The organism is Streptomyces sp. NPDC021019, from assembly GCF_044333295.1.
Classification (GTDB): Bacteria; Actinomycetota; Actinomycetes; order Streptomycetales; family Streptomycetaceae; genus Streptomyces.
The window spans coordinates 15,109-33,376 of the sequence record NZ_JBIRQR010000002.1 but is presented as its reverse complement, the minus strand read 5'-3'; the positions used below and the strand labels follow the sequence as shown (position 1 = coordinate 33,376).

Sequence of the window (18,268 nt, the reverse complement as noted above, 5' to 3'; positions counted from 1 at the left end):
TCCTTGCTCGGCCACGTACCTACCAGCGCACCGCGTCCAGCGCGTCGACCACTCCGGCCCCGTAGAAGCCGTTGTAGCTCTTGCCGCCCTCGCAGACCGCGTCGATGACGCCGTCACCGTTGATGTCGTACGGCTCACCGCACGCCTTCGCGTCCGCCTGGAGCGTCAGCAGCGCCTTCACCGCGGCCGGCGAGGCGTAGGGATGCTTGGACTTGATCAGCGCCACGACGCCCGCGACGTGCGGGGAGGCCATCGACGTACCGGCCTTGTAACCGAACTTGCCGCCCGGCAGCGTCGACAGGATCAGCCCGTTGACGGCCGGCGCCTCGGGGGTCTGGTAGATCGTCGAGTCCCCGCCCGGGGCGGCCACGTCGATGATGCCCTTGCCGTAGTTCGAGTACGAGGACTTCAGGCCCTTCGCGCCCGTGGCGGAGACCGTCACGACACCCGGCAGCATGGTCGGGATGTCCGGGCAGGCGCTCGGGTCGATCGTCCGCGTCACCGGCTCGGTGTCGTTCGGGCTGGTCTTGTCCTCGATCGCGTCGAGGGCCAGGTCGTGGCGGGAGTTCCCGGCCGCCGCGACGTTGACCGTGCCCTTGCGCTCCGCGTACTTCACGGCACGGGTGAGGGCGTCGACCAGGGCGCCCTGGTCCGGGTCGTTCTTGCAGTTGAACAGCCACGGGTCGGTGTAGTAGCTGTTGTTGGTCACCTCGACGCCGTGCTCGGCGGCCCAGAGGAACCCGCAGACGACGGCCTCGGTGTAGAAGAACCCGTCCGGGTTCGACACCTTGATGCCCGACACCTTCACGCCCGGGGCGACGCCGGTGACCCCGGCGCCGTTCTTCGCGGCGGCGATGGTGCCCGCCACGTGCGTGCCGTGGTCGCTCTCGCCCGCCGCCGGACGCCAGGAGCCGGCGGTGGTGTCCGGAGCGCCCGACACGCAGTTGGCCGAGGCGCCACTGTCGAAGTTCGGGGCCAGGTCCGGGTGGGTGTCGTCGACGCCCGTGTCGATGACGGCGACCGTCACCCGCTTCGAGCCCAGCGACTTCTCGTGGGCCTTGTCCGCCTTGATCGCGGGCAGCGACCACTGGAGGGGCTCCAGCGGGTCCTCGCCGGCCTTCGCGTCCGCGGCGGCGGCCGCCGCCTGCTCGGCCGTGAGCGGCTGCGCTATCGCACCGACGTCCTTGGTGGCCTGCGGCACGATCGGGTTCGTGCGGGTGGCGCCCGCCGACTCCACGCCGCGTGCCCGGCGAATCGTTTCGCCGAAGGCGGGGTTCTGGGAGTGGGCGACGATGACGCCGATCTGCTCATAGGCGATGACGACGGTGCCGCCGGCCTTGGCGATCGCCTTCTTGACGTTCTTGACGGTGCCGTGGTTGCCCCGGGTGTTGACCACGTAGGACAGCTTCGGCCCGTCGGTCCGGACGCTCGCGGCGGCCTGTTCGCCGGTGGGCGCCGCCGTGGCCGTCGCCGTCGGCAGGAAGCCGAGCGAGGCGGTCAGCGCGAGTCCGACGGGCACGGCGAGTGCGCGCGTCCGTCTCGATGCCAGATGAGCCATGGGTTCTCCACATCATCCGTGCCGAACGACCGGACACCTGGCGTGTTCGGTCGCGTACATGACGAGTGAAGCTATCGCTGATCATCCCGATGCATCAACGCTTACGGGCAAGCGAGTTCGAAGAGTGACCTTCACGGTCGAATGCGAACGGGTGACTCCCGGGCAACCGGGCGCACCGCGGCACCTCCGGGAAGGCGAAAGACGCGGTGAACCGCTTCGTCGCGCCCTCCGTGCCGTTGTCCAGGAGGCACATCACCGTCCCCGTCGGCAACGAGGCTTCCCTTGACACCCACCGTCCCCCAGATCACCGCACCCGCGTCGCGAGGAGATTCCGTGGCTACCGATGCACCGCCGCCCGAGGGCGGTTCGCCCACCGGTCCCGTCCAGCCCACCACCGAGGCGTTCGTCACGATGCAGGCGAGCCCGGACTTCGCCGACCTGCGCCGCTCCCACCGCTCCTTCGCCTTCCCCCTGACCATCGCCTTCGTGACCTGGTACCTGCTCTACGTCCTGCTCTGCAACTACGCGGGCGGATTCATGGCCACCGAGGTCGTCGGCAACATCAACATGGCGCTCGTCCTCGGACTCGCCCAGTTCGCCACCACCTTCCTCATCGCCTGGCTCTACTCCCGGCACGCCGCCACCAAGCTCGACCCCAAGGCCGACGCGATCAAATCCCGTATGGAGGCCGACCTGTGAGCGCCGCCCACGCCCTCTACCCCACCGTCCAACTCGCCGCCACCGAGGGAGCGAGCGAGCACCGGCCGCTGATCATCACGCTGTTCGCCGCGTTCGTCGTGGCGACCCTCTTCATCACCGTGTGGGCGGGCCGCCAGACCAAGAGCGCCTCCGACTTCTACGCGGGCGGCCGGCAGTTCACCGGATTCCAGAACGGACTCGCGGTCTCCGGTGACTACATGTCCGCCGCGTCCTTCCTCGGCATCGCCGGAGCCATCGCCCTCTTCGGGTACGACGGCTTCCTGTACTCCATCGGCTTCCTCGTCGCCTGGCTCGTCGCCCTGCTCCTGGTCGCCGAACCACTGCGCAACTCCGGCCGCTACACCATGGGCGACGTCCTCGCCTACCGGATGCGCCAGCGCCCCGTCCGTACCGCCGCCGGAACCTCCACGATCGTCGTCTCGATCTTCTACCTGCTGGCGCAGATGGCCGGCGCGGGCGTCCTCGTCTCGCTGCTGCTCGGCATCACCAGCGACGCCGGGAAGATCCTCATCGTCGCCCTGGTCGGCGTGCTCATGATCCTCTACGTCACCATCGGCGGCATGAAGGGCACCACCTGGGTGCAGATGGTCAAGGCCGTCCTGCTCATCGCGGGCACCCTGCTCATCACCTTCCTGATCCTGCTGAAGTTCAACTTCAACATCTCCGACCTGCTCGGCACCGCCGCCAGCAACAGCGGCAAGGGCGCGGCCTTCCTGGAGCCCGGCCTGAAGTACGGCGTCGACAACGTCTCCAAGCTGGACTTCATCTCGCTCGGCATCGCCCTGGTCCTCGGCACCGCGGGGCTGCCGCACATCCTGATCCGCTTCTACACCGTGCCCACCGCCAAGGCCGCCCGTAAGTCCGTGAACTGGGCGATCGGCATCATCGGCGCCTTCTACCTGATGACGATCGTGCTGGGCTTCGGCGCGGCGGCGATCCTCAAGCCGGACGACATCGTCGCCTCCAACAAGGCGGGCAACACCGCGGCGCCCCTCGCCGCACTGGAGATCGGCGGCGGCTCCGGATCCACCGGCGGCGCCATCCTCCTCGCGGTGATCTCCGCCGTCGCCTTCGCCACCATCCTCGCCGTCGTCGCCGGACTCACCCTCGCCTCCTCCTCGTCCTTCGCGCACGACATCTACGCCAACGTCATCCGCAGGGGGAAGGCCACCGAGAAGGAAGAGGTCCGCGCCGCGCGCTGGGCCACCATCGCGATCGGCATCGTCTCCATCGGCCTCGGCGCACTCGCCCGCGACCTGAACGTCGCCGGGCTCGTCGCCCTGGCCTTCGCGGTCGCCGCCTCCGCCAACCTGCCCACGATCCTCTACAGCCTCTTCTGGAAGCGCTTCACCACACAGGGGGCCCTCTGGTCCATCTACGGAGGCCTCGCCTCCTCCGTCCTGCTGGTGCTGTTCTCGCCGGTCGTCTCCTCCAAGCCGAGCTCGATGTTCCCGGACGTCGACTTCGCCTGGTTCCCCCTGGAGAACCCCGGCCTGATCTCGATCCCGCTCGGCTTCCTGCTCGGCTGGGTCGGCTCGCTGCTCTCCAAGGAGAAGCCCGACACGGACAAGTACGCCGAACTGGAGGTCAAGTCCCTCACCGGCATCGGAGCCCACTGAGCACACCGGGAGGACCCTTCCTCGGTCCAGCGCCGACGGCCCTTCGGCCCGTCGCCACCGCCCCGGCAGGGCGGCGTCGTAGAGTCCTACGACGCCGCCCGGCCGCACCTCGTGGCAAACGAGCCCCCCCGATGTCACACGTCTCACGTAGGCTCGGAAGGACAAGCGGCCACCAGAGCGACCGCACCACCGCGGACACCCCCCGGGGGAGGGACCCACTGTGCTCATCGACACCTACGACCGGGTCGCCACCGACCTGCGCGTGTCACTCACCGACAAGTGCAACCTGCGCTGCACCTACTGCATGCCCGAAGAGGGCCTTCAGTGGCTCGGCAAGAGCGAGCTGCTCTCCGACGACGAGATCGTGCGCCTGATCCGTATCGCCGTCACCTCACTCGGCATCACCGAGGTCCGCTTCACCGGCGGCGAGCCCCTGCTCCGCCCCGGCCTCGTCTCCATCGTCGAGCAGTGCGCCGCGCTCACCCCGCGCCCCCGCATGTCGCTCACGACCAACGGCATCGGACTCAAGCGGACCGCCACCGCCCTCAAGGCCGCTGGGCTCGACCGGGTCAACGTCTCGCTGGACACCCTGCGCCCCGACGTCTTCAAGACCCTCACCCGCCGCGACCGCCACAGGGACGTGCTGGACGGCCTGGAGGCCGCCCGCGAGGCCGGGCTCACCCCGGTGAAGGTCAACTCCGTCCTGATGCCGGGACTCAACGACGACGAGGCGCCCGAGCTGCTCGCCTGGGCCGTCGCCCACGATTACGAGCTCCGCTTCATCGAGCAGATGCCGCTCGACGCCCAGCACGGCTGGAAGCGGGACGGCATGATCACCGCAGGGGACATCCTCGCCTCGCTGCGCACCCGCTTCACCCTCACCGCGGAGAGCGACGAGTCCCGCGGCTCCGCCCCCGCCGAGCGCTGGACCGTCGACGGCGGGCCGCACCGCGTCGGCGTGATCGCCTCCGTCACCCGCCCGTTCTGCCGCGCCTGCGACCGCACCCGGCTCACCGCCGACGGCCAGGTCCGCACCTGCCTCTTCGCCCGTGAGGAGACGGACCTGCGTGGGGCACTGCGCGGGGACGCGCCGGACGAGGAGATCGCCCAGCTCTGGAAGACGGCCATGTGGGGCAAGAAGGCGGGCTCCGGACTGGACGACCCGTCTTTCCTGCAGCCCGACCGCCCGATGTCGGCGATCGGCGGCTGAGGCCCTGACGGCCGCGCCCAAGGCCTTGAGGATCAGGGGCCCCCGGCTCAGGCCCCGGTCTCCATCCCGTCCCCGGCTGCCCAGTCCTTCAGCGCCACGATGTCCTTGAGGAAACCCCGTACACCGAGGAACGAGGACAGGTGCTCCCGGTGCTCGTCGCACGCCAGCCAGGTCTTGCGCCGCTCAGGTGTGTGCAGTTTGGGGTTGTTCCAGGCGAGCACCCACACCGCGGCGGCCCGACAGCCCTTGGCGGAACAGAGCGGGGCGCCGGCGGGACTCTCGGCGGACGTCTCGGGAAAAATCACGTGGCCCAGCCTAAGTCAGGGGCTCCACGAGCCACGTCAGGGGCTCCACGAGCTTCCTGCCACATCCCCGGCCGGAGAAAGGGCGACGCCGAGCAGCCACGGGGGGAGCTGCCCGGCGTCGGTCCGTCGCTCCGACGGGGGATGCGGAGCGCTTTCGAAGTATGTCACGGGGACCGGGGTCCGGTGCACAGGAACGTCATGATTGATCTGAGCTTTTATTGAGCTTCGAGAGACGTGCGGGCTCAGGTGTGCTCGTGCGGCGGCCGGGCCCCGCCGGACGACCCCTCGGCATCCCCGGACTCCGCGGGACCGGGGACCGGTGCGGCCTCCACAGCAGGCCGCAGCGGCATCTGCACGAACGTCGTCGGCAGTGAAGTCACGTTCTCCCGGCCCGCGTTGGCGATGACCACCGCAACGTACGGCAGCAGCACCCCCAGAACGAGCGCCACGATCGCCACATGCCGCTCCACGTTCCACAGCACCGCGGCCAGTACCACCGACACCGTGCGCACCGACATCGAGATCACATAGCGCCGCTGTCGGCCGCGGACGTCGTCCGTCAGTCCCTGACGGGCGCCCGTGATCCGGATGACCTCCGTACCCGCGCTCTTCCGCAGCATGCTCCACCACCAGATCTCGTCGCCGGACGCTCCCGGACCGGCCCGCATCCACGGTACGCCCGGCACCGGCCGGGCAGGAGACCGGGGCGCGCCGTACGAGGAGGGCCCGGCCGCCCACCGCGCACCGCCGGGCGTCACCCGGACGGCCCAACCGGGCATGCGCCGCCCGGTCGGCGGGCCGACTCTGGACAGACGCGCACTCCGCGCCGTACGAGGAGGCGAAATGAGCTGGTTGTGGGCAATCATCGTGGGACTGGTGCTCGGTGTCATCGCCAGAGCGATCCTGCCGGGTAAACAGGACATCCCGCTCTGGCTGACGGCCGTGTTCGGCATCCTCGGCAGTATCCTCGGCAACGCCGTCGCCAGCTGGATCGGTGTGGAGAACACCAAGGGCATCGACTGGATCCGCCATCTGCTGCAACTGGCGGGTGCCGTGGCCGTCGTCGCCGTCGGCGACATGGCCTGGCAGTCCTTCCGCCGCAGCCGCAGGCAACGAACCTGACCTCCGGGGTCACACAGTGCCGCGGCCGGACACGCCTTCTTCACGTGTCCGGCCGCGGCACTGTGACGCGGGGGAGGGTCAGCCGACCGGGCCGACCTCCACGGCCGCCAGGTTCTTCTTGCCCCGGCGCAGCACCAGCCAGCGCCCGTGCAGGAGCTCCCCGGCGTCCGGCGCGACCTCGCCGTCGACGACCTTCACGTTGTTCACGTAGGCGCCGCCCTCCTTGACCGTGCGGCGCGCACCCGACTTGCTGGGCGCCAGACCGACCTCCACCAGAAGGTCCACCAGCGGACCCAGCTCGGCGACGGTGGCGTGGGGAACCTCGGACAGGGCCGCGCTCAGCGTCGCCTCGTCCAGCTCGGCCAGGTCGCCCTGCCCGAAGAGCGCCTTCGACGCCGCGATGACCGCGGCGCACTGCGCACCGCCGTGCACCAGCGTGGTCAGCTCCTCGGCCAGCGCGCGCTGCGCGGAGCGGGCCTGCGGCCGCTCCGCGGTCAGCTCCTCCAGCTCCTCCAGCTCCTCACGGCTCCTGAAGCTGAGGATGCGGAGGTAGCGCGAGACGTCCCGGTCGTCCACGTTCAGCCAGAACTGGTAGAACGCGTACGGCGTCGTCATCTCGGGGTCGAGCCAGACCGCGCCGCTCTCGGACTTGCCGAACTTCGTCCCGTCCGCCTTCGTCATCAACGGCGTCGCCAGCGCGTGCACGGTGGCGCCCGGCTCCAGCCGGTGGATCAGGTCGATGCCCGCGGTGAGGTTGCCCCACTGGTCGCTGCCGCCCTGCTGAAGGACGCAGCCGTGCCGGCGGTACAGCTCCAGGAAGTCCATGCCCTGGAGCAGCTGGTAGCTGAACTCCGTGTAGCTGATGCCCTCCTGCGACTCCAGCCGCCGGGCGACCGAGTCCTTGGTGAGCATCTTGTTGACCCGGAAGTGCTTGCCGATGTCCCGCAGGAACTCGATCGCGGACAGGCCCGCGGTCCAGTCCAGGTTGTTGACCATCGTCGCCGCGTTCTCGCCCTCGAAGGACAGGAACGGCTCGATCTGCGAACGCAGCCGGGCCACCCAGGCGGCGATCGTCTCCGGGTCGTTCAGCGTGCGCTCGGCGGTGGGCCGCGGGTCACCGATCTGACCCGTCGCGCCCCCCACCAGGGCGAGCGGCCTCAGCCCGGCCTGCTGGAGCCGCCGCATGGTGAGCACCTGCACCAGGTGCCCCACATGCAGGCTTGCCGCGGTCGGGTCGAAGCCGCAATAGAAGGTGACGGGACCGTCCGCGAGAGCCTTGCGCAGGGCGTCCTCGTCAGTGGACTGGGCGAACAGCCCGCGCCACTTCAGCTCGTCGACGATGTCCGTCACGGTTCCGGTGCTCCTTATGCCTGGTAGAGATCTGGGTGTCAGTCTAGGCGGGTCACACCCCCGGGCTGACCGAGCTCATGTTGAAGTCCGGGATGCGCAGCGCGGGCATCGCGGCCCGGGTGAACCAGTCGCCCCACTCGCGCGGCAGCGTCTTCTCCGTACGCCCCGCCTCCGAGGCCCGCGAGAGCAGGTCCACCGGCGACTCGTTGAAGCGGAAGTTGTTCACCCCGCCGACCACCTCGCCGTCCTCGACCAGATAGACGCCGTCCCGGGTCAGCCCCGTCAGCAGCAGCGTCGCCGGATCCACCTCGCGGATGTACCAGAGGCAGGTCAGCAGCAGCGCCCGCCCGGACGTCGCGGCGACCATCTCCTCCAGCGACCGTTCGCCGCCGCCCTCCAGCACCAGGTTGTCGATGGCCGGGGCGACCGGCAGCCCGGTCAGGCCCGCCGTGTGCCGGGTCGTCGTCAGCCGCTCCAGCCTCCCCTCCCTGACCCAGTCCGTCGGGGCCAGCGGCAGTCCGTTGTCGAAGACGGAACCGCTGTCGCCGGAGGAGTGGGCGATCACGAACGGCGCCGCCTCCAGCCCCGGCGCGTGCGGGTCACTGCGCAGGGTGAGCGGCAGCGGGGCGAGCGTCTCGCCCAGCCGCGTACCGCCGCCCGGCGTGGAGAACACCGTCCGGCCCTCCACGGCGTCCCGCGCGGTCGACGACCAGAGCTGGTAGATCAGCAGGTCCGCCACCGCGGCCGGCGGCAGCAGCGTCTCGTACCGGCCGGCGGGCAGCTCGACGCGCCGCTCCGCCCAGCGCAGTCGCTGCGCCAGCTCCGCGTCCATCGCCGCCGGGTCGACGTCCCTGAAGTCCCGGGTCGCCCGGCCCGCCCACGCGGAGCGCGTACGGTCCGGCGACTTCGCGTTCAGCTCCAGCGTCCCGTTCGGCTGGTCGTGGCGCAGCCGCAGCCCCGTCGACGTCCCCAGGTAGGTGGAGGTCAGCTCGTGGTTCGCGAAGCCGTACAGCTCGCGGCCCCCGGCCCGGGCACGCGCGAAGGCGTCGCCGAGCGCCGGGGCGAAGTCGGCGAAGACCTCCGAGCCGGTCTCGGCGGGCGCGTCCGTGAAGCCGGGGGAGGAGGGCGCCCCGCTCACCAGCGGCTGCGCGTCCTCCGCCGGATCCGCGCCCCGCGCGGCGGCCTCGGCGGCCCGCACCAGCGGCTCCAGGTCGTCCGTGGTCACCGCGGACCGGGAGACGACGCCGGACGCCGTCCCCTTCGCCCCGTCCACGGTCGCGATGACGGTCAGGGTCCGACCCCGCGTCACCCCGTTCGTGGTGAGCGCGTTGCCCGCCCAGCGCAGATTGGCGGAGGACTGCTCGTCGGCGATGACCACCAGGCCGTCCGTGGTGGACAGCTCCAGAGCCCGCTCGACGATCTCGTACGGCTTGCTGACGCGACTCATCGCCCGGCCTCCTGCGTCGTATTGAGGATGTTGACGCCCCGGAAGAGGGCGGAGGGGCAGCCGTGCGAGACCGCCGCGACCTGGCCCGGCTGGGCCTTGCCGCAGTTGAACGCGCCGCCCAGCACGTACGTCTGGGGGCCGCCGACCTTCTCCATCGAGCCCCAGAAGTCCGTGGTCGTCGCCTGGTACGCCACGTCGCGCAGCTGCCCGGCCAGCTGCCCGTTCTCGATACGGAAGAACCGCTGCCCGGTGAACTGGAAGTTGTGGCGCTGCATGTCGATCGACCAGGACCGGTCGCCGACCACGTAGATCCCCCGCTCCACCCCGCCGATCAGATCCTCCGTCGACAGCCCGCCCGGATCCGGCTTCAGGGACACGTTCGCCATGCGCTGTACGGGGACGTGGCCCGGCGAGTCCGCGTACGCGCAGCCGTTGGAGCGGCCGAGGCCCGTCAGCTTCGCGATGCGGCGGTCCATCTGGTAGCCGACCAGCGTGCCGTCCTTCACCAGGTCCCACGACTGCGCCTCGACGCCCTCGTCGTCGTACCCGATCGTCGCGAGCCCGTGCTCGGCCGTACGGTCACCGGTCACGTTCATCACGGGGGAGCCGTACGCCAGCTTGCCCAGCTGGTCGAAGGTGGCGAACGAGGTACCGGCGTACGCCGCCTCGTACCCCAGCGCCCGGTCCAGCTCGGTGGCGTGGCCGATCGACTCGTGGATCGTCAGCCACAGGTTCGACGGATCGACGACCAGGTCGTAGGCCCCGGCCTCGACGCTCGGCGCGCGCATCTTCTCCGCGAGCAGCCCGGGGATCCGCTCCAGCTCGTCGTTCCAGTCCCAGCCGGTCCCGGTCAGGTACTCCCAGCCCCGCCCCGCAGGCGGCGCGACGGTCCGCATCGAGTCGAACTCCCCGCTCGTGCCGTCCACCGCGACGGCGGTGAACTGCGGGTGGACCCGCACCCGTTGCTGCGTGGTGACGGTGCCCGCCGTGTCCGCGTAGAACTTGTTCTCGTGCACGGCCATCAGGGACGCGTCCACATGAGCGACCCCCTCCGCGCCCAGCAGCCGCCCGCTCCACTCGGCGAGCAGCGCCGCCTTCTCCTCGTCCGGTACGGAGAAGGGGTCGACGTCGTACGCCGAGACCCAGGTCCGCTCACCGTGCACCGGCTCGTCCGCCAGCTCGACCTTCTCGTCCGACCCGGCCGCCGCGATCACCTTCGCCGACAGCTTCGCCATCGCGACGGCCTGCGAGGCCACCTTCGCGGCGGCGTCCATCGTCAGGTCGACCCCCGAGGCGAACCCCCACGCACCGCCGTGCACCACCCGCACCGCGTACCCGAGGTCCGTGCTGTCCGACGCGCCGGCCGGCCGGGCGTCCCGCAGCCGCCAGGAGGCGCTGCGCACCCGCTCCAGCCGGAAGTCGGCGTGGGTCGCGCCCAGCGCCCGCGCTCTGGCGAGCGCCGCGTCGGCCAGCGCGCGCGACGGCAGGGCCAGGAATGACTGATCTACCTCGTGGGGCACAGGGAGTTCCCTTCTCGATACACGACGGCAGTGAACCATGCCGGAGGGTGACCGCACCGGGGTATAGCGAAGACGCGTGGGGCTACCACCTACCCGCGCGGACTGTAGGAACCCAACAGCACCCCGGACAAGCCACTGTCAGGGCCCGATTCCCCGATCGGCGCATGGTACCGATAGGTTTTCGACGTACCAGACCGCCAAGGAAAGGGTGATCCGTTGAGCCGCTCGGTTCTCGTCACCGGAGGAAACCGGGGCATCGGCCTCGCCATCGCCCGCGCCTTCGCCGACAACGGCGACCAGGTCGCGATCACCTACCGTTCCGGAGAGCCGCCCCAGGCGCTCACCGATGCCGGTGTCCTCGCGGTTCGCTGCGACATCACCGACGTCGAGCAGGTGGAGCAGGCCTACAAGGAGATCGAGGAGAAGCACGGTCCCGTGGAGGTGCTGGTCGCCAACGCGGGCATCACCAAGGACCAGTTGCTGATGCGGATGTCGGAGGAGGACTTCACCTCCGTCCTCGACACCAACCTCACAGGGACCTTCCGGGTCGTCAAGCGTGCCAATCGCGGCATGCTGCGCGCCAAGAAGGGCCGTGTCGTCCTGATCTCCTCCGTCGTCGGCCTCCTCGGCTCGGCGGGCCAGGCCAACTACGCCGCCTCCAAGGCCGGTCTCGTCGGCTTCGCCCGGTCGCTGGCCCGTGAACTCGGATCGCGGAACATCACCTTCAACGTCGTCGCCCCCGGTTTTGTCGACACCGACATGACCCAGGCGCTCACCGAGGAGCAGCGCGAGGGCATCGTGTCCCAGGTGCCGCTCGGCCGCTACGCGCGGCCCGAGGAGATCGCCGCCGCGGTGCGCTTCCTCGCCTCCGACGACGCGTCGTACATCACTGGAGCCGTCATTCCCGTTGACGGCGGATTGGGCATGGGTCACTGATCACCATGAGCGGAATTCTCGACGGCAAGCGCATCCTGATCACCGGGGTGCTGATGGAGTCGTCCATCGCGTTCCACGCCGCGAAGGTGGCCCAGGAGCAGGGGGCCGAAGTCATCCTGACGGCCTTCCCCCGCCCCACCCTGACCGAGCGCATCGCCAAGAAGCTGCCGAAGCCGGCCAAGGTCATCGAGCTGGACGTGACCAACCAGGAGCACCTGGACCGGCTCGCCGGTCTGGTGCGCGAGGAGCTCGGCTCCCTGGACGGCGTCGTCCACTCCATCGGTTTCGCGCCGCAGGACGCGCTCGGCGGGAACTTCCTCAACACGCCGTTCGAGTCCGTCGCCACCGCGATGCACGTCTCGGCGTTCTCCCTGAAGTCGCTGGCCATGGCCTGCAAGCCGCTGATGAGCGAGGGCGGCTCGATCGTCGGCCTCACCTTCGACGCCCAGTTCGCCTGGCCGCAGTACGACTGGATGGGCCCGGCCAAGGCCGCGCTGGAGGCCACCTCCCGCTACCTCGCCCGCGACCTGGGCAAGGACGGGCTGCGCTGCAACCTGATCTCCGCCGGACCGCTCCGCTCCATGGCCGCCAAGTCCATCCCGGGCTTCGAGGAGCTGGCCGACGTCTGGAACAACCGCGCCCCGCTGGCCTGGGACATGAACGACCCGGAGCCGGCCGGCCGCAGCATCGTCGCCCTGCTCTCCGACTTCTTCCCGCGCACCACGGGCGAGATCATCCACGTCGACAGTGGCGTGCACATGATGGGCGCCTGACCGCGCACCGCACGCCCGAAGCCCCCGGCCGCGTACCCCCTCCCGGTTCTCCGGAGGCGGTACGCGGCCGGGGGCCGTTCACGGTCCGTGGTCTCCTGGGCCCCTCCGGTCGTCAAGTCGGCCGATCCACCGCAGAATGAGGAGCAACCGGACTTCTTGTCAGGCTGCGGGAGGGAGATCGCCGTGCGTCCCACGCGCCGCCGAACCCGTCTCCTGCTGGCCGCCCCGGTGGTCGCCGCCGCCCTCGCCGTCCCCCTGGGGGTCCACGCCGCCAGGGGAGCCGACACCGGTAGGGAGGCGGAGCCCCCGAAGCCCGAACCGGCCGGCTCGGAGTGCCGTACCTCCGTCGAGGGATCCCGGGTCGTCGCCTACTGCCACAACCCCTACCCCTCCACCGACCTGGTCCGGCTGCACACCGAATGCGACCGCTGGTGGGACGTCGACGCGGACGGGGCGGCGGTCGCGGTGGAGCCCGGCCGGACCGTACGCCTCGAGGACCGCTGCTGGAAAGAGATCGCCGCGGCGTGGGTCAGCCACCGTCCAGCCCCCGTCTGATCCGAGCGGCGCCTTCGCCGTACGTGCACGGGGCCGCCTCCGCCGGACGTGGCCGGGACGCGGCTGGATCCCCTCGTCGAACTCCCGTCGTCGCCCGGAAGCGGCCCTGCGGGGTCGGGCGGGGTCGGGCGGGGTCGGACGGTAGTTTCGGCGACCGGGCCTAGACCCGGTCCGTCAGGCAGGTCAGCGCGTGGCTCGCCGCCTCGGCCGCCGCCGTCTCCGCGTCCCCGGCCCGGATGGCCTCGACCAGCCGACCATGGTCCATATGGTTCTCCGCCCGCAGCTCGGGGCCCACGTCGCCGCGCAGGTAGTCGCGCAGCAGATCCCCGAGGTCGGCGTAGAGCTCGGTCAGGACGTCGTTGTGCGAGGCCGCGACCACCGCCAGGTGCAGCGTCGCATCCGCCGCCACGAATGCCTCCGCGTTCCCCGAGGCCCAGGCCTCCTCGCGGCGCTCCATCAGCGTGTCCAGCTGCCGCAGATCCCGCTCGGTGCGCCGGGCCGCCGCCAGCCGGGCCGCCGACGACTCCAGCGTCGAGCGCAGCTCCGCGATATGACGCGGATCGGCGGCCGCGAACCTGCGGTGCATCACCCCGGCCAGCTCACTCGTGGCGATCACATAGGTGCCCGAGCCCTGCCGGATGTCCAGCAGCCCGTTGTGCGCGAGGGCCCGCACGGCCTCGCGGACGGTGTTACGGGCCACGCCCAGCTGCTCGACCAGCTCGGGCTCGGTCGGAATCCGCGAACCGACCGGCCACTCGCCCGAGGTGATCTGGTTCCTCAGCTGGGCGATCACCTGATCGGCGAGTGCCGAACGCCGTGGAGACGTCAGCGCCATGATGCTCCTTGCTCGGGGCCCGGCCCGGAGGCGCCGGGCCGAAGAGGGGGTCGGGGCCGGATTGTCCCAGGAAACCCGGGGGTCAGGGGAGGCAACCGATTGGACAAGCAATCATCCCATGATTCTATGATGGCCTCATGCCGGACGACGAGACCCAGACCCCGACCCTGAACCGCGGCCCCGCCGCGCGCACCTCCCACGAGCTCCGCGCCCAGCGACTCCCCGGTGCGGGGGAGGCCCCCGCACCCTGGCTGCTGCGCCTCATCGCCGTGGGACTCGTCCTGGCCGCCCTGAACCTCCGCCCCGCCATCACCAGCCTCGGCGCCCTCCTCGAAGAGGTCCGCGAGGGGCTGCACATGAGCGGGAGCGTGGCCGGCGTCCTCACCTCCGTACCGCCGCTCTGCTTCGCGGTCTTCGGGATCATGGCGCCGCGCCTGGCCCGCCGCTTCGGCGCGGGCGCCGTGGTCTGCGCGGGCATGGTCGCCATCGCGGCCGGCCTGCTGATCCGCCCGTACATCGGCTCCACCGCCGGATTCCTGGCCGCCAGCGCGCTGGCCCTGATGGGCATCGCCGTCAGCAACATCCTGATGCCGGTGATCGTCAAGCGCTGGTTCCCCGACCGCGTCGGCACCATGACGGGCCTCTACTCCATGGCCCTGGCGCTCGGCACCGCCCTGGCAGCCGCCGTCACCGTCCCCGTCACCGGGGCGCTGGGCGGCGACTGGCAGGCAGGACTCGTCGTCTGGGCCGTGCTCGCCGCCGTCGCGGTGCTGCCCTGGATCGTCCTCGTACGCGACCGGACCCCGGCCCCCGGGCAGCCGGCCCCCGCTCCGGGTCCGGACGCCGCGCCCGCCGAGGCGCCGGCCCTGCGGATCACCCGCAGCCGCACCGCGTGGGGCCTGGCCTGCTTCTTCGGGCTCCAGGCCACCGCCGCGTACATCACCATGGGCTGGATGCCGCAGATCTTCCGCGACGCCGGTGTCTCCGCCGGCACGGCCGGACTCCTGCTCGCGGTCACCATGGCCATGGGCGTCCCGCTCGCCTTCGTCATCCCCCGGGTCGCCTCCCGGCTCAAGCAGCAGGGCCCCATCGTCGTCGTCCTCGGCCTGTGCGGCCTGATCGGTTACGGCGGCCTCTACCTCGCCCCCGCCGCCGGCGCCTGGGCCTGGGCCCTGCTCCTCGGTGTGGCCAACTGCGCCTTCCCGCTCGCCCTCACCATGATCGGCATGCGGGCCCGGTCCGGCGCGGGCGTCGTCCGGCTCTCCGCCTTCGCCCAGTCCACCGGCTATCTGCTCTCGATCCCCGGTCCGCTGCTCGTCGGCGTGCTCTACCAGCACAGCGGCGGCTGGGGGCTGCCGATCGCGCTGATGGCAGGCCTCATGATCCCGCAGATGGTGGCCGGGATCCTCGCAGGCCGGGACCGGACGATCGAGGACGAATGCTGAGATGCGACACTGACCTCATGCCAGTGCTCGATCCGAATCCCCAGAACGGCCAGAAGAAGCTTCTCCTCGTGTTCGGGGCGATGCTCCTCATCACCGTCGTCATCGGTGTGATCGCCACGATCGCCTCGCCCTGACGCCCGAGAACCCTGAAACCCCGAGGGGTGGGGCTAGCACCACCTCCCCCTAGGGGGGCAGGGTCAGGGTGAAGTGGGTGGGCCACCGGATGGGGCCGACCGCCTCCGGTCCGTAGATTCTTCGGTGACGACCCGATGACTTGACGGAGGCGGACATGCCGACACCGACGCACACCAGGTCCCACCGACCGGCCGCGGACGGCGTCGAGATCCGGCTGCCCTGGTGGGCCGTGGCCCTGCCCGCCATCGCGTTCGCCGCCCTGTTGCTGATGATCCTCAGCCCCGGACAGGCCCAGGCCGCCACCGCCGGCGATCCCGCGCTCGGACAGCTGATCGAGCGGACCCTCCAGCTGCTGTCCCGTTGAGGCGAACCAGCCCCGGACCAGCACGCCAACTCCCCGGACGAGCACGTCAACCCCCTGCGCCAGAGGCCGCGTTTCATGCGAAGCTGAGGTGTATGAGCGTCGAGACACCTCGCAGGATCGTCCTTCTCCGGCATGCCAAGGCGGAATGGTCACAGGCTTCCGATCATGAGCGTCCGCTGGCCGAGCGCGGCCGCAAGGACGCGCCCGTGGCCGGCCGCAGGCTCGCCGATTCCGGCATCGATTTCGATCTGGCCCTCTGCTCCAGTGCCGCCAGGACGCGGGAAACCTGGAAGCTGGCGGTCCATGAATTCTCCCAGCGGCCCCGGACCGTCTACGAGGAGAGGCTGTACGAGGCCTCCCTCGGTGAACTGATCGCCCTGTTCAACGAGACCCCGGACGAGGTGCGCAACCTCCTGGTCATCGGCCACAATCCCGGGATGCACGGGGCCGCCGACGCCCTCTCGGGATCGGCCGAGGGCGACACCCTGGCCCGGATGACCCGGGACGGCTTCCCCACCGCCGCCTACGCCGTGGTCGAGTTCCCCGGCACCTGGAAGAGCGTGGAGCACGGGGCCGGCAAGCTCACCGAGTACTGGACGCCGAACGACTGAGCGCCGTACCGGCGCCGGACGACCGGCCGCCCGGTACCGCTCGACCCAGGAACGCGCAGGGCCCCGGCACCCAGGACTCAAGATCCCGTGCCGGGGCCCTGCCGCGTACGACCGAGGCGACCGCGTACGACTCCTGAACCGGCGGCCGGGGCGGCGGCAGGCCCGGGGCCGTCAGTCGACGAGACCGTCCGCCGCCTCGACCTCTTCACGGGTGATGCCGAGCAGATAGAGCACGGTGTCCAGGAACGGCACGTTCACCGCGGTGTGCGCCGCCTCGCGGACCATCGGCTTGGCGTTGAACGCGACGCCGAGCCCGGCGGTGTTCAGCATGTCGAGATCGTTCGCCCCGTCCCCGATCGCCACCGTCTGGGCCAGCGGCACCCCCGCCTGCTCGGCGAAGCTCCGCAGCAGCCGGGCCTTGCCCGCCCGGTCCACCACATCGCCGACGACCCGTCCGGTGAACTTGCCGTCCACCACCTCCAAGGTGTTGGCCGAGGCGAAGTCGAGGCCGAGCCGTTCCTTCAGGTCGTCCGTGACCTGGGTGAAGCCGCCGGAGACGACGCCGACCTGGTAGCCGAGCCGCTTCAGCGTACGGATCAGGGTGCGGGCGCCAGGGGTGAGGCGTACCTCGGTGCGGACCTTGTCCACCACCGACGCGTCCAGACCGGCCAGCAGCGCGACCCGGGCGTGCAGGGACTGCTCGAAGTCCAGCTCGCCGCGCATCGCCTGCTCGGTCACCCGGGCGACCTGCTCCTCGCAGCCCGCGTGCGCCGCGAAGAGCTCGATCACCTCGTCCTGGATCAGCGTGGAGTCGACGTCCATGACCACCAGCCGCTGAGCCCGGCGGCTCAGCCCGGCCGAGACCACCGCGACGTCCACGCCGATCTCCGCGGCCTCGGTCGCCAGCGCGGTCCGCAGCTCCGCGGTCCCGGTCCCCGAGACCGCGAACTCGACGGCGGTGACCGGATACTTCGCCAGTCGGAAGATACGGTCGATGTTCCCGCCGGTCGAGGTGATGGTGGCCGCTATGGCGGCGGTCGACTCCGCGGTCAGGGGGTGCCCCAGCACCGTCACATGGGAACGGCCGTCCCCGCGGGGGCGGTTGTCGCCGATACCGGAGATGATCTCGGCCTGCAGCGTCAGGGAGTCGGCCCAGCTGTGCACGGTCGCCCGCAGATCGCCCTCGGTGGTCCCGCCCGCGGTGGGCGAGGTGACCAGAGCACACAGCACGATGCGGCCCCGGGTGACGACCTGTTCGATGTCCACGACGTCGACCGCGTACGCGGCGAGGGTGTCGAAGAGCCCGGCGGTGATACCGGGACGGTCCTTGCCGAAGATCTTGACGAGGAGCGTGGGTGCGTCGCCGCCCGGAGGGATCCCGCCTCCGGGGCCGTCGACCCGGCGGGGCCCAAGGGGCTCGGAGGACGAGAAGGGCTGAGGTGGCTGAGATGCGCTCATGGTGCTCCCACCGTATCGGTCCCACCGGCTCCTCCGGCCGCCCGTCCCGAGTGCCGGACGGAATTCCCCCCGGCGCTGTCCGCTGCGCCGAGCGGCGGTTCCCGCGGCGTCGAGCGGGGGACGTGGGGCGTTGCGGATCTGGCCGGTACGGGTCTTGCGCTCGGACACATCATCCGCCTCGTTTTCGCCGTTATGCGGTCGATGAACCTTCTCTGGGCGGTAACCGGACCTTCATCCGTACTTCATCCGTTCCGTGGTCGTTTCGCCCCTCGGTATCGGGGTGTTCGCACAGGTCTCCGCGCGCT

General features: G+C 70.8%; 19 protein-coding genes. 11 read left to right on the top strand and 8 right to left on the bottom strand.

Annotation, left to right across the window (positions count from 1 at the left end; translation table 11 throughout):
- Positions 1 to 19: 19 nt before the first annotated feature.
- A complete protein-coding gene (locus ACH4RG_RS11050) occupies positions 20 to 1,558 on the bottom strand; it encodes a S8 family peptidase (RefSeq protein ID WP_397916151.1) in 1,539 nt (512 codons plus the stop codon).
- Positions 1,559 to 1,891: 333 nt separating this feature from the next.
- On the opposite strand from ACH4RG_RS11050, the gene ACH4RG_RS11045 reads away from it, so the two are divergent.
- The 3 genes from ACH4RG_RS11045 to moaA all read left to right on the top strand — a co-directional run bounded on the left by ACH4RG_RS11045 (position 1,892) and on the right by moaA (position 5,107).
- Complete coding sequence (locus ACH4RG_RS11045) at positions 1,892 to 2,257, top strand: DUF485 domain-containing protein (protein ID WP_397916150.1); 366 nt, start codon at positions 1,892 to 1,894, stop codon at positions 2,255 to 2,257.
- Complete coding sequence (locus tag ACH4RG_RS11040) at positions 2,254 to 3,897, top strand: cation acetate symporter (protein WP_397916149.1); 1,644 nt, start codon at positions 2,254 to 2,256, stop codon at positions 3,895 to 3,897. Before ACH4RG_RS11045 ends, ACH4RG_RS11040 begins: the two co-directional genes overlap by 4 nt.
- Before the next feature lie 220 nt (positions 3,898 to 4,117).
- Complete coding sequence (gene moaA, locus ACH4RG_RS11035; RefSeq protein ID WP_050358245.1) at positions 4,118 to 5,107, top strand: GTP 3',8-cyclase MoaA; 990 nt, start codon at positions 4,118 to 4,120, stop codon at positions 5,105 to 5,107.
- Between the two features lie 47 nt (positions 5,108 to 5,154).
- Here moaA and ACH4RG_RS11030 read toward each other — a convergent pair whose 3' ends face one another.
- Both ACH4RG_RS11030 and ACH4RG_RS11025 read right to left on the bottom strand, forming a co-directional pair.
- A complete protein-coding gene (locus ACH4RG_RS11030; RefSeq protein WP_397916148.1) occupies positions 5,155 to 5,412 on the bottom strand; it encodes a hypothetical protein in 258 nt (85 codons plus the stop codon).
- Positions 5,413 to 5,654: 242 nt separating this feature from the next.
- Entirely contained in the window at positions 5,655 to 6,032 is a 378-nt protein-coding gene (locus ACH4RG_RS11025) for a DUF3099 domain-containing protein (RefSeq protein WP_397917195.1), read from the bottom strand.
- A gap of 223 nt (positions 6,033 to 6,255) precedes the next feature.
- On the opposite strand from ACH4RG_RS11025, the gene ACH4RG_RS11020 reads away from it, so the two are divergent.
- Entirely contained in the window at positions 6,256 to 6,534 is a 279-nt protein-coding gene (locus ACH4RG_RS11020) for a GlsB/YeaQ/YmgE family stress response membrane protein (RefSeq protein WP_397916147.1), read from the top strand.
- Positions 6,535 to 6,612: 78 nt separating this feature from the next.
- On the opposite strand, the gene tyrS is transcribed toward ACH4RG_RS11020, so the two are convergent.
- From tyrS to ACH4RG_RS11005, 3 genes are read right to left on the bottom strand one after another with little or no spacing between them, the layout of a single operon-like run.
- A complete protein-coding gene (tyrS, locus tag ACH4RG_RS11015) occupies positions 6,613 to 7,884 on the bottom strand; it encodes a tyrosine--tRNA ligase (protein ID WP_397916146.1) in 1,272 nt (423 codons plus the stop codon).
- Positions 7,885 to 7,936: 52 nt separating this feature from the next.
- Positions 7,937 to 9,331 carry a metallopeptidase TldD-related protein gene (locus ACH4RG_RS11010; protein ID WP_397916145.1) on the bottom strand — a complete coding sequence of 465 codons (1,395 nt, stop codon included), beginning with the start codon at positions 9,329 to 9,331 and terminating at the stop codon, positions 7,937 to 7,939.
- Entirely contained in the window at positions 9,328 to 10,851 is a 1,524-nt protein-coding gene (locus ACH4RG_RS11005) for a TldD/PmbA family protein (protein ID WP_398539416.1), read from the bottom strand. Before ACH4RG_RS11005 ends, ACH4RG_RS11010 begins: the two co-directional genes overlap by 4 nt.
- Before the next feature lie 216 nt (positions 10,852 to 11,067).
- On the opposite strand from ACH4RG_RS11005, the gene fabG reads away from it, so the two are divergent.
- The 3 genes from fabG (at position 11,068) to ACH4RG_RS10990 (ending at position 13,115) form a co-directional block, all read left to right on the top strand.
- Positions 11,068 to 11,787 carry a 3-oxoacyl-[acyl-carrier-protein] reductase gene (fabG, locus tag ACH4RG_RS11000; RefSeq protein WP_397916143.1) on the top strand — a complete coding sequence of 240 codons (720 nt, stop codon included), beginning with the start codon at positions 11,068 to 11,070 and terminating at the stop codon, positions 11,785 to 11,787.
- Between the two features lie 5 nt (positions 11,788 to 11,792).
- Positions 11,793 to 12,560, top strand: a complete 768-nt coding sequence (gene fabI, locus ACH4RG_RS10995) for an enoyl-ACP reductase FabI (protein WP_397916142.1) — start codon at positions 11,793 to 11,795, stop codon at positions 12,558 to 12,560.
- Between the two features lie 183 nt (positions 12,561 to 12,743).
- Positions 12,744 to 13,115, top strand: coding sequence for a hypothetical protein (locus tag ACH4RG_RS10990; protein ID WP_397916141.1), 372 nt, complete (start codon positions 12,744 to 12,746; stop codon positions 13,113 to 13,115).
- Between the two features lie 160 nt (positions 13,116 to 13,275).
- Here the strand turns inward: ACH4RG_RS10990 and ACH4RG_RS10985 are convergent, their stop codons facing one another.
- Complete coding sequence (locus ACH4RG_RS10985; RefSeq protein WP_397916140.1) at positions 13,276 to 13,950, bottom strand: FadR/GntR family transcriptional regulator; 675 nt, start codon at positions 13,948 to 13,950, stop codon at positions 13,276 to 13,278.
- Between the two features lie 137 nt (positions 13,951 to 14,087).
- On the opposite strand from ACH4RG_RS10985, the gene ACH4RG_RS10980 reads away from it, so the two are divergent.
- The 4 genes from ACH4RG_RS10980 to ACH4RG_RS10965 all read left to right on the top strand — a co-directional run bounded on the left by ACH4RG_RS10980 (position 14,088) and on the right by ACH4RG_RS10965 (position 16,505).
- Complete coding sequence (locus tag ACH4RG_RS10980) at positions 14,088 to 15,395, top strand: CynX/NimT family MFS transporter (protein WP_397916139.1); 1,308 nt, start codon at positions 14,088 to 14,090, stop codon at positions 15,393 to 15,395.
- A 17-nt stretch (positions 15,396 to 15,412) separates the two neighbouring features.
- Positions 15,413 to 15,529: an SGM_5486 family transporter-associated protein gene (locus tag ACH4RG_RS10975; protein ID WP_007446146.1), complete on the top strand. Its 117-nt coding sequence runs from the start codon at positions 15,413 to 15,415 to the stop codon at positions 15,527 to 15,529.
- Between the two features lie 155 nt (positions 15,530 to 15,684).
- Positions 15,685 to 15,894, top strand: coding sequence for a hypothetical protein (locus ACH4RG_RS10970; protein WP_398539415.1), 210 nt, complete (start codon positions 15,685 to 15,687; stop codon positions 15,892 to 15,894).
- 92 nt (positions 15,895 to 15,986) lie between these two features.
- Positions 15,987 to 16,505, top strand: coding sequence for a histidine phosphatase family protein (locus ACH4RG_RS10965; RefSeq protein WP_215103511.1), 519 nt, complete (start codon positions 15,987 to 15,989; stop codon positions 16,503 to 16,505).
- 171 nt (positions 16,506 to 16,676) lie between these two features.
- On the opposite strand, the gene serB is transcribed toward ACH4RG_RS10965, so the two are convergent.
- Positions 16,677 to 17,963, bottom strand: a complete 1,287-nt coding sequence (gene serB, locus ACH4RG_RS10960; protein ID WP_397916138.1) for a phosphoserine phosphatase SerB — start codon at positions 17,961 to 17,963, stop codon at positions 16,677 to 16,679.
- Between the last annotated feature and the right edge of the window lie 305 nt (positions 17,964 to 18,268).

What these genes read in the sequence shown, in the direction of transcription:
- ACH4RG_RS11025 (WP_397917195.1), bottom strand. Translation starts at nt 6,032, where the DNA reads ATGCTGCGGAAGAGCGCGGGTACGGAGGTCATCCGGATCACGGGCGCC.
- ACH4RG_RS10965 (WP_215103511.1), top strand. Translation starts at nt 15,987, where the DNA reads ATGAGCGTCGAGACACCTCGCAGGATCGTCCTTCTCCGGCATGCCAAG.
- ACH4RG_RS10985 (WP_397916140.1), bottom strand. Translation starts at nt 13,950, where the DNA reads ATGGCGCTGACGTCTCCACGGCGTTCGGCACTCGCCGATCAGGTGATC.
- ACH4RG_RS11020 (WP_397916147.1), top strand. Translation starts at nt 6,256, where the DNA reads ATGAGCTGGTTGTGGGCAATCATCGTGGGACTGGTGCTCGGTGTCATC.
- serB (WP_397916138.1), bottom strand. Translation starts at nt 17,963, where the DNA reads ATGAGCGCATCTCAGCCACCTCAGCCCTTCTCGTCCTCCGAGCCCCTT.
- ACH4RG_RS11050 (WP_397916151.1), bottom strand. Translation starts at nt 1,558, where the DNA reads ATGGCTCATCTGGCATCGAGACGGACGCGCGCACTCGCCGTGCCCGTC.
- ACH4RG_RS10980 (WP_397916139.1), top strand. Translation starts at nt 14,088, where the DNA reads ATGCCGGACGACGAGACCCAGACCCCGACCCTGAACCGCGGCCCCGCC.
- ACH4RG_RS10975 (WP_007446146.1), top strand. Translation starts at nt 15,413, where the DNA reads ATGCCAGTGCTCGATCCGAATCCCCAGAACGGCCAGAAGAAGCTTCTC.
- fabI (WP_397916142.1), top strand. Translation starts at nt 11,793, where the DNA reads ATGAGCGGAATTCTCGACGGCAAGCGCATCCTGATCACCGGGGTGCTG.
- ACH4RG_RS10970 (WP_398539415.1), top strand. Translation starts at nt 15,685, where the DNA reads ATGCCGACACCGACGCACACCAGGTCCCACCGACCGGCCGCGGACGGC.
- ACH4RG_RS11010 (WP_397916145.1), bottom strand. Translation starts at nt 9,331, where the DNA reads ATGAGTCGCGTCAGCAAGCCGTACGAGATCGTCGAGCGGGCTCTGGAG.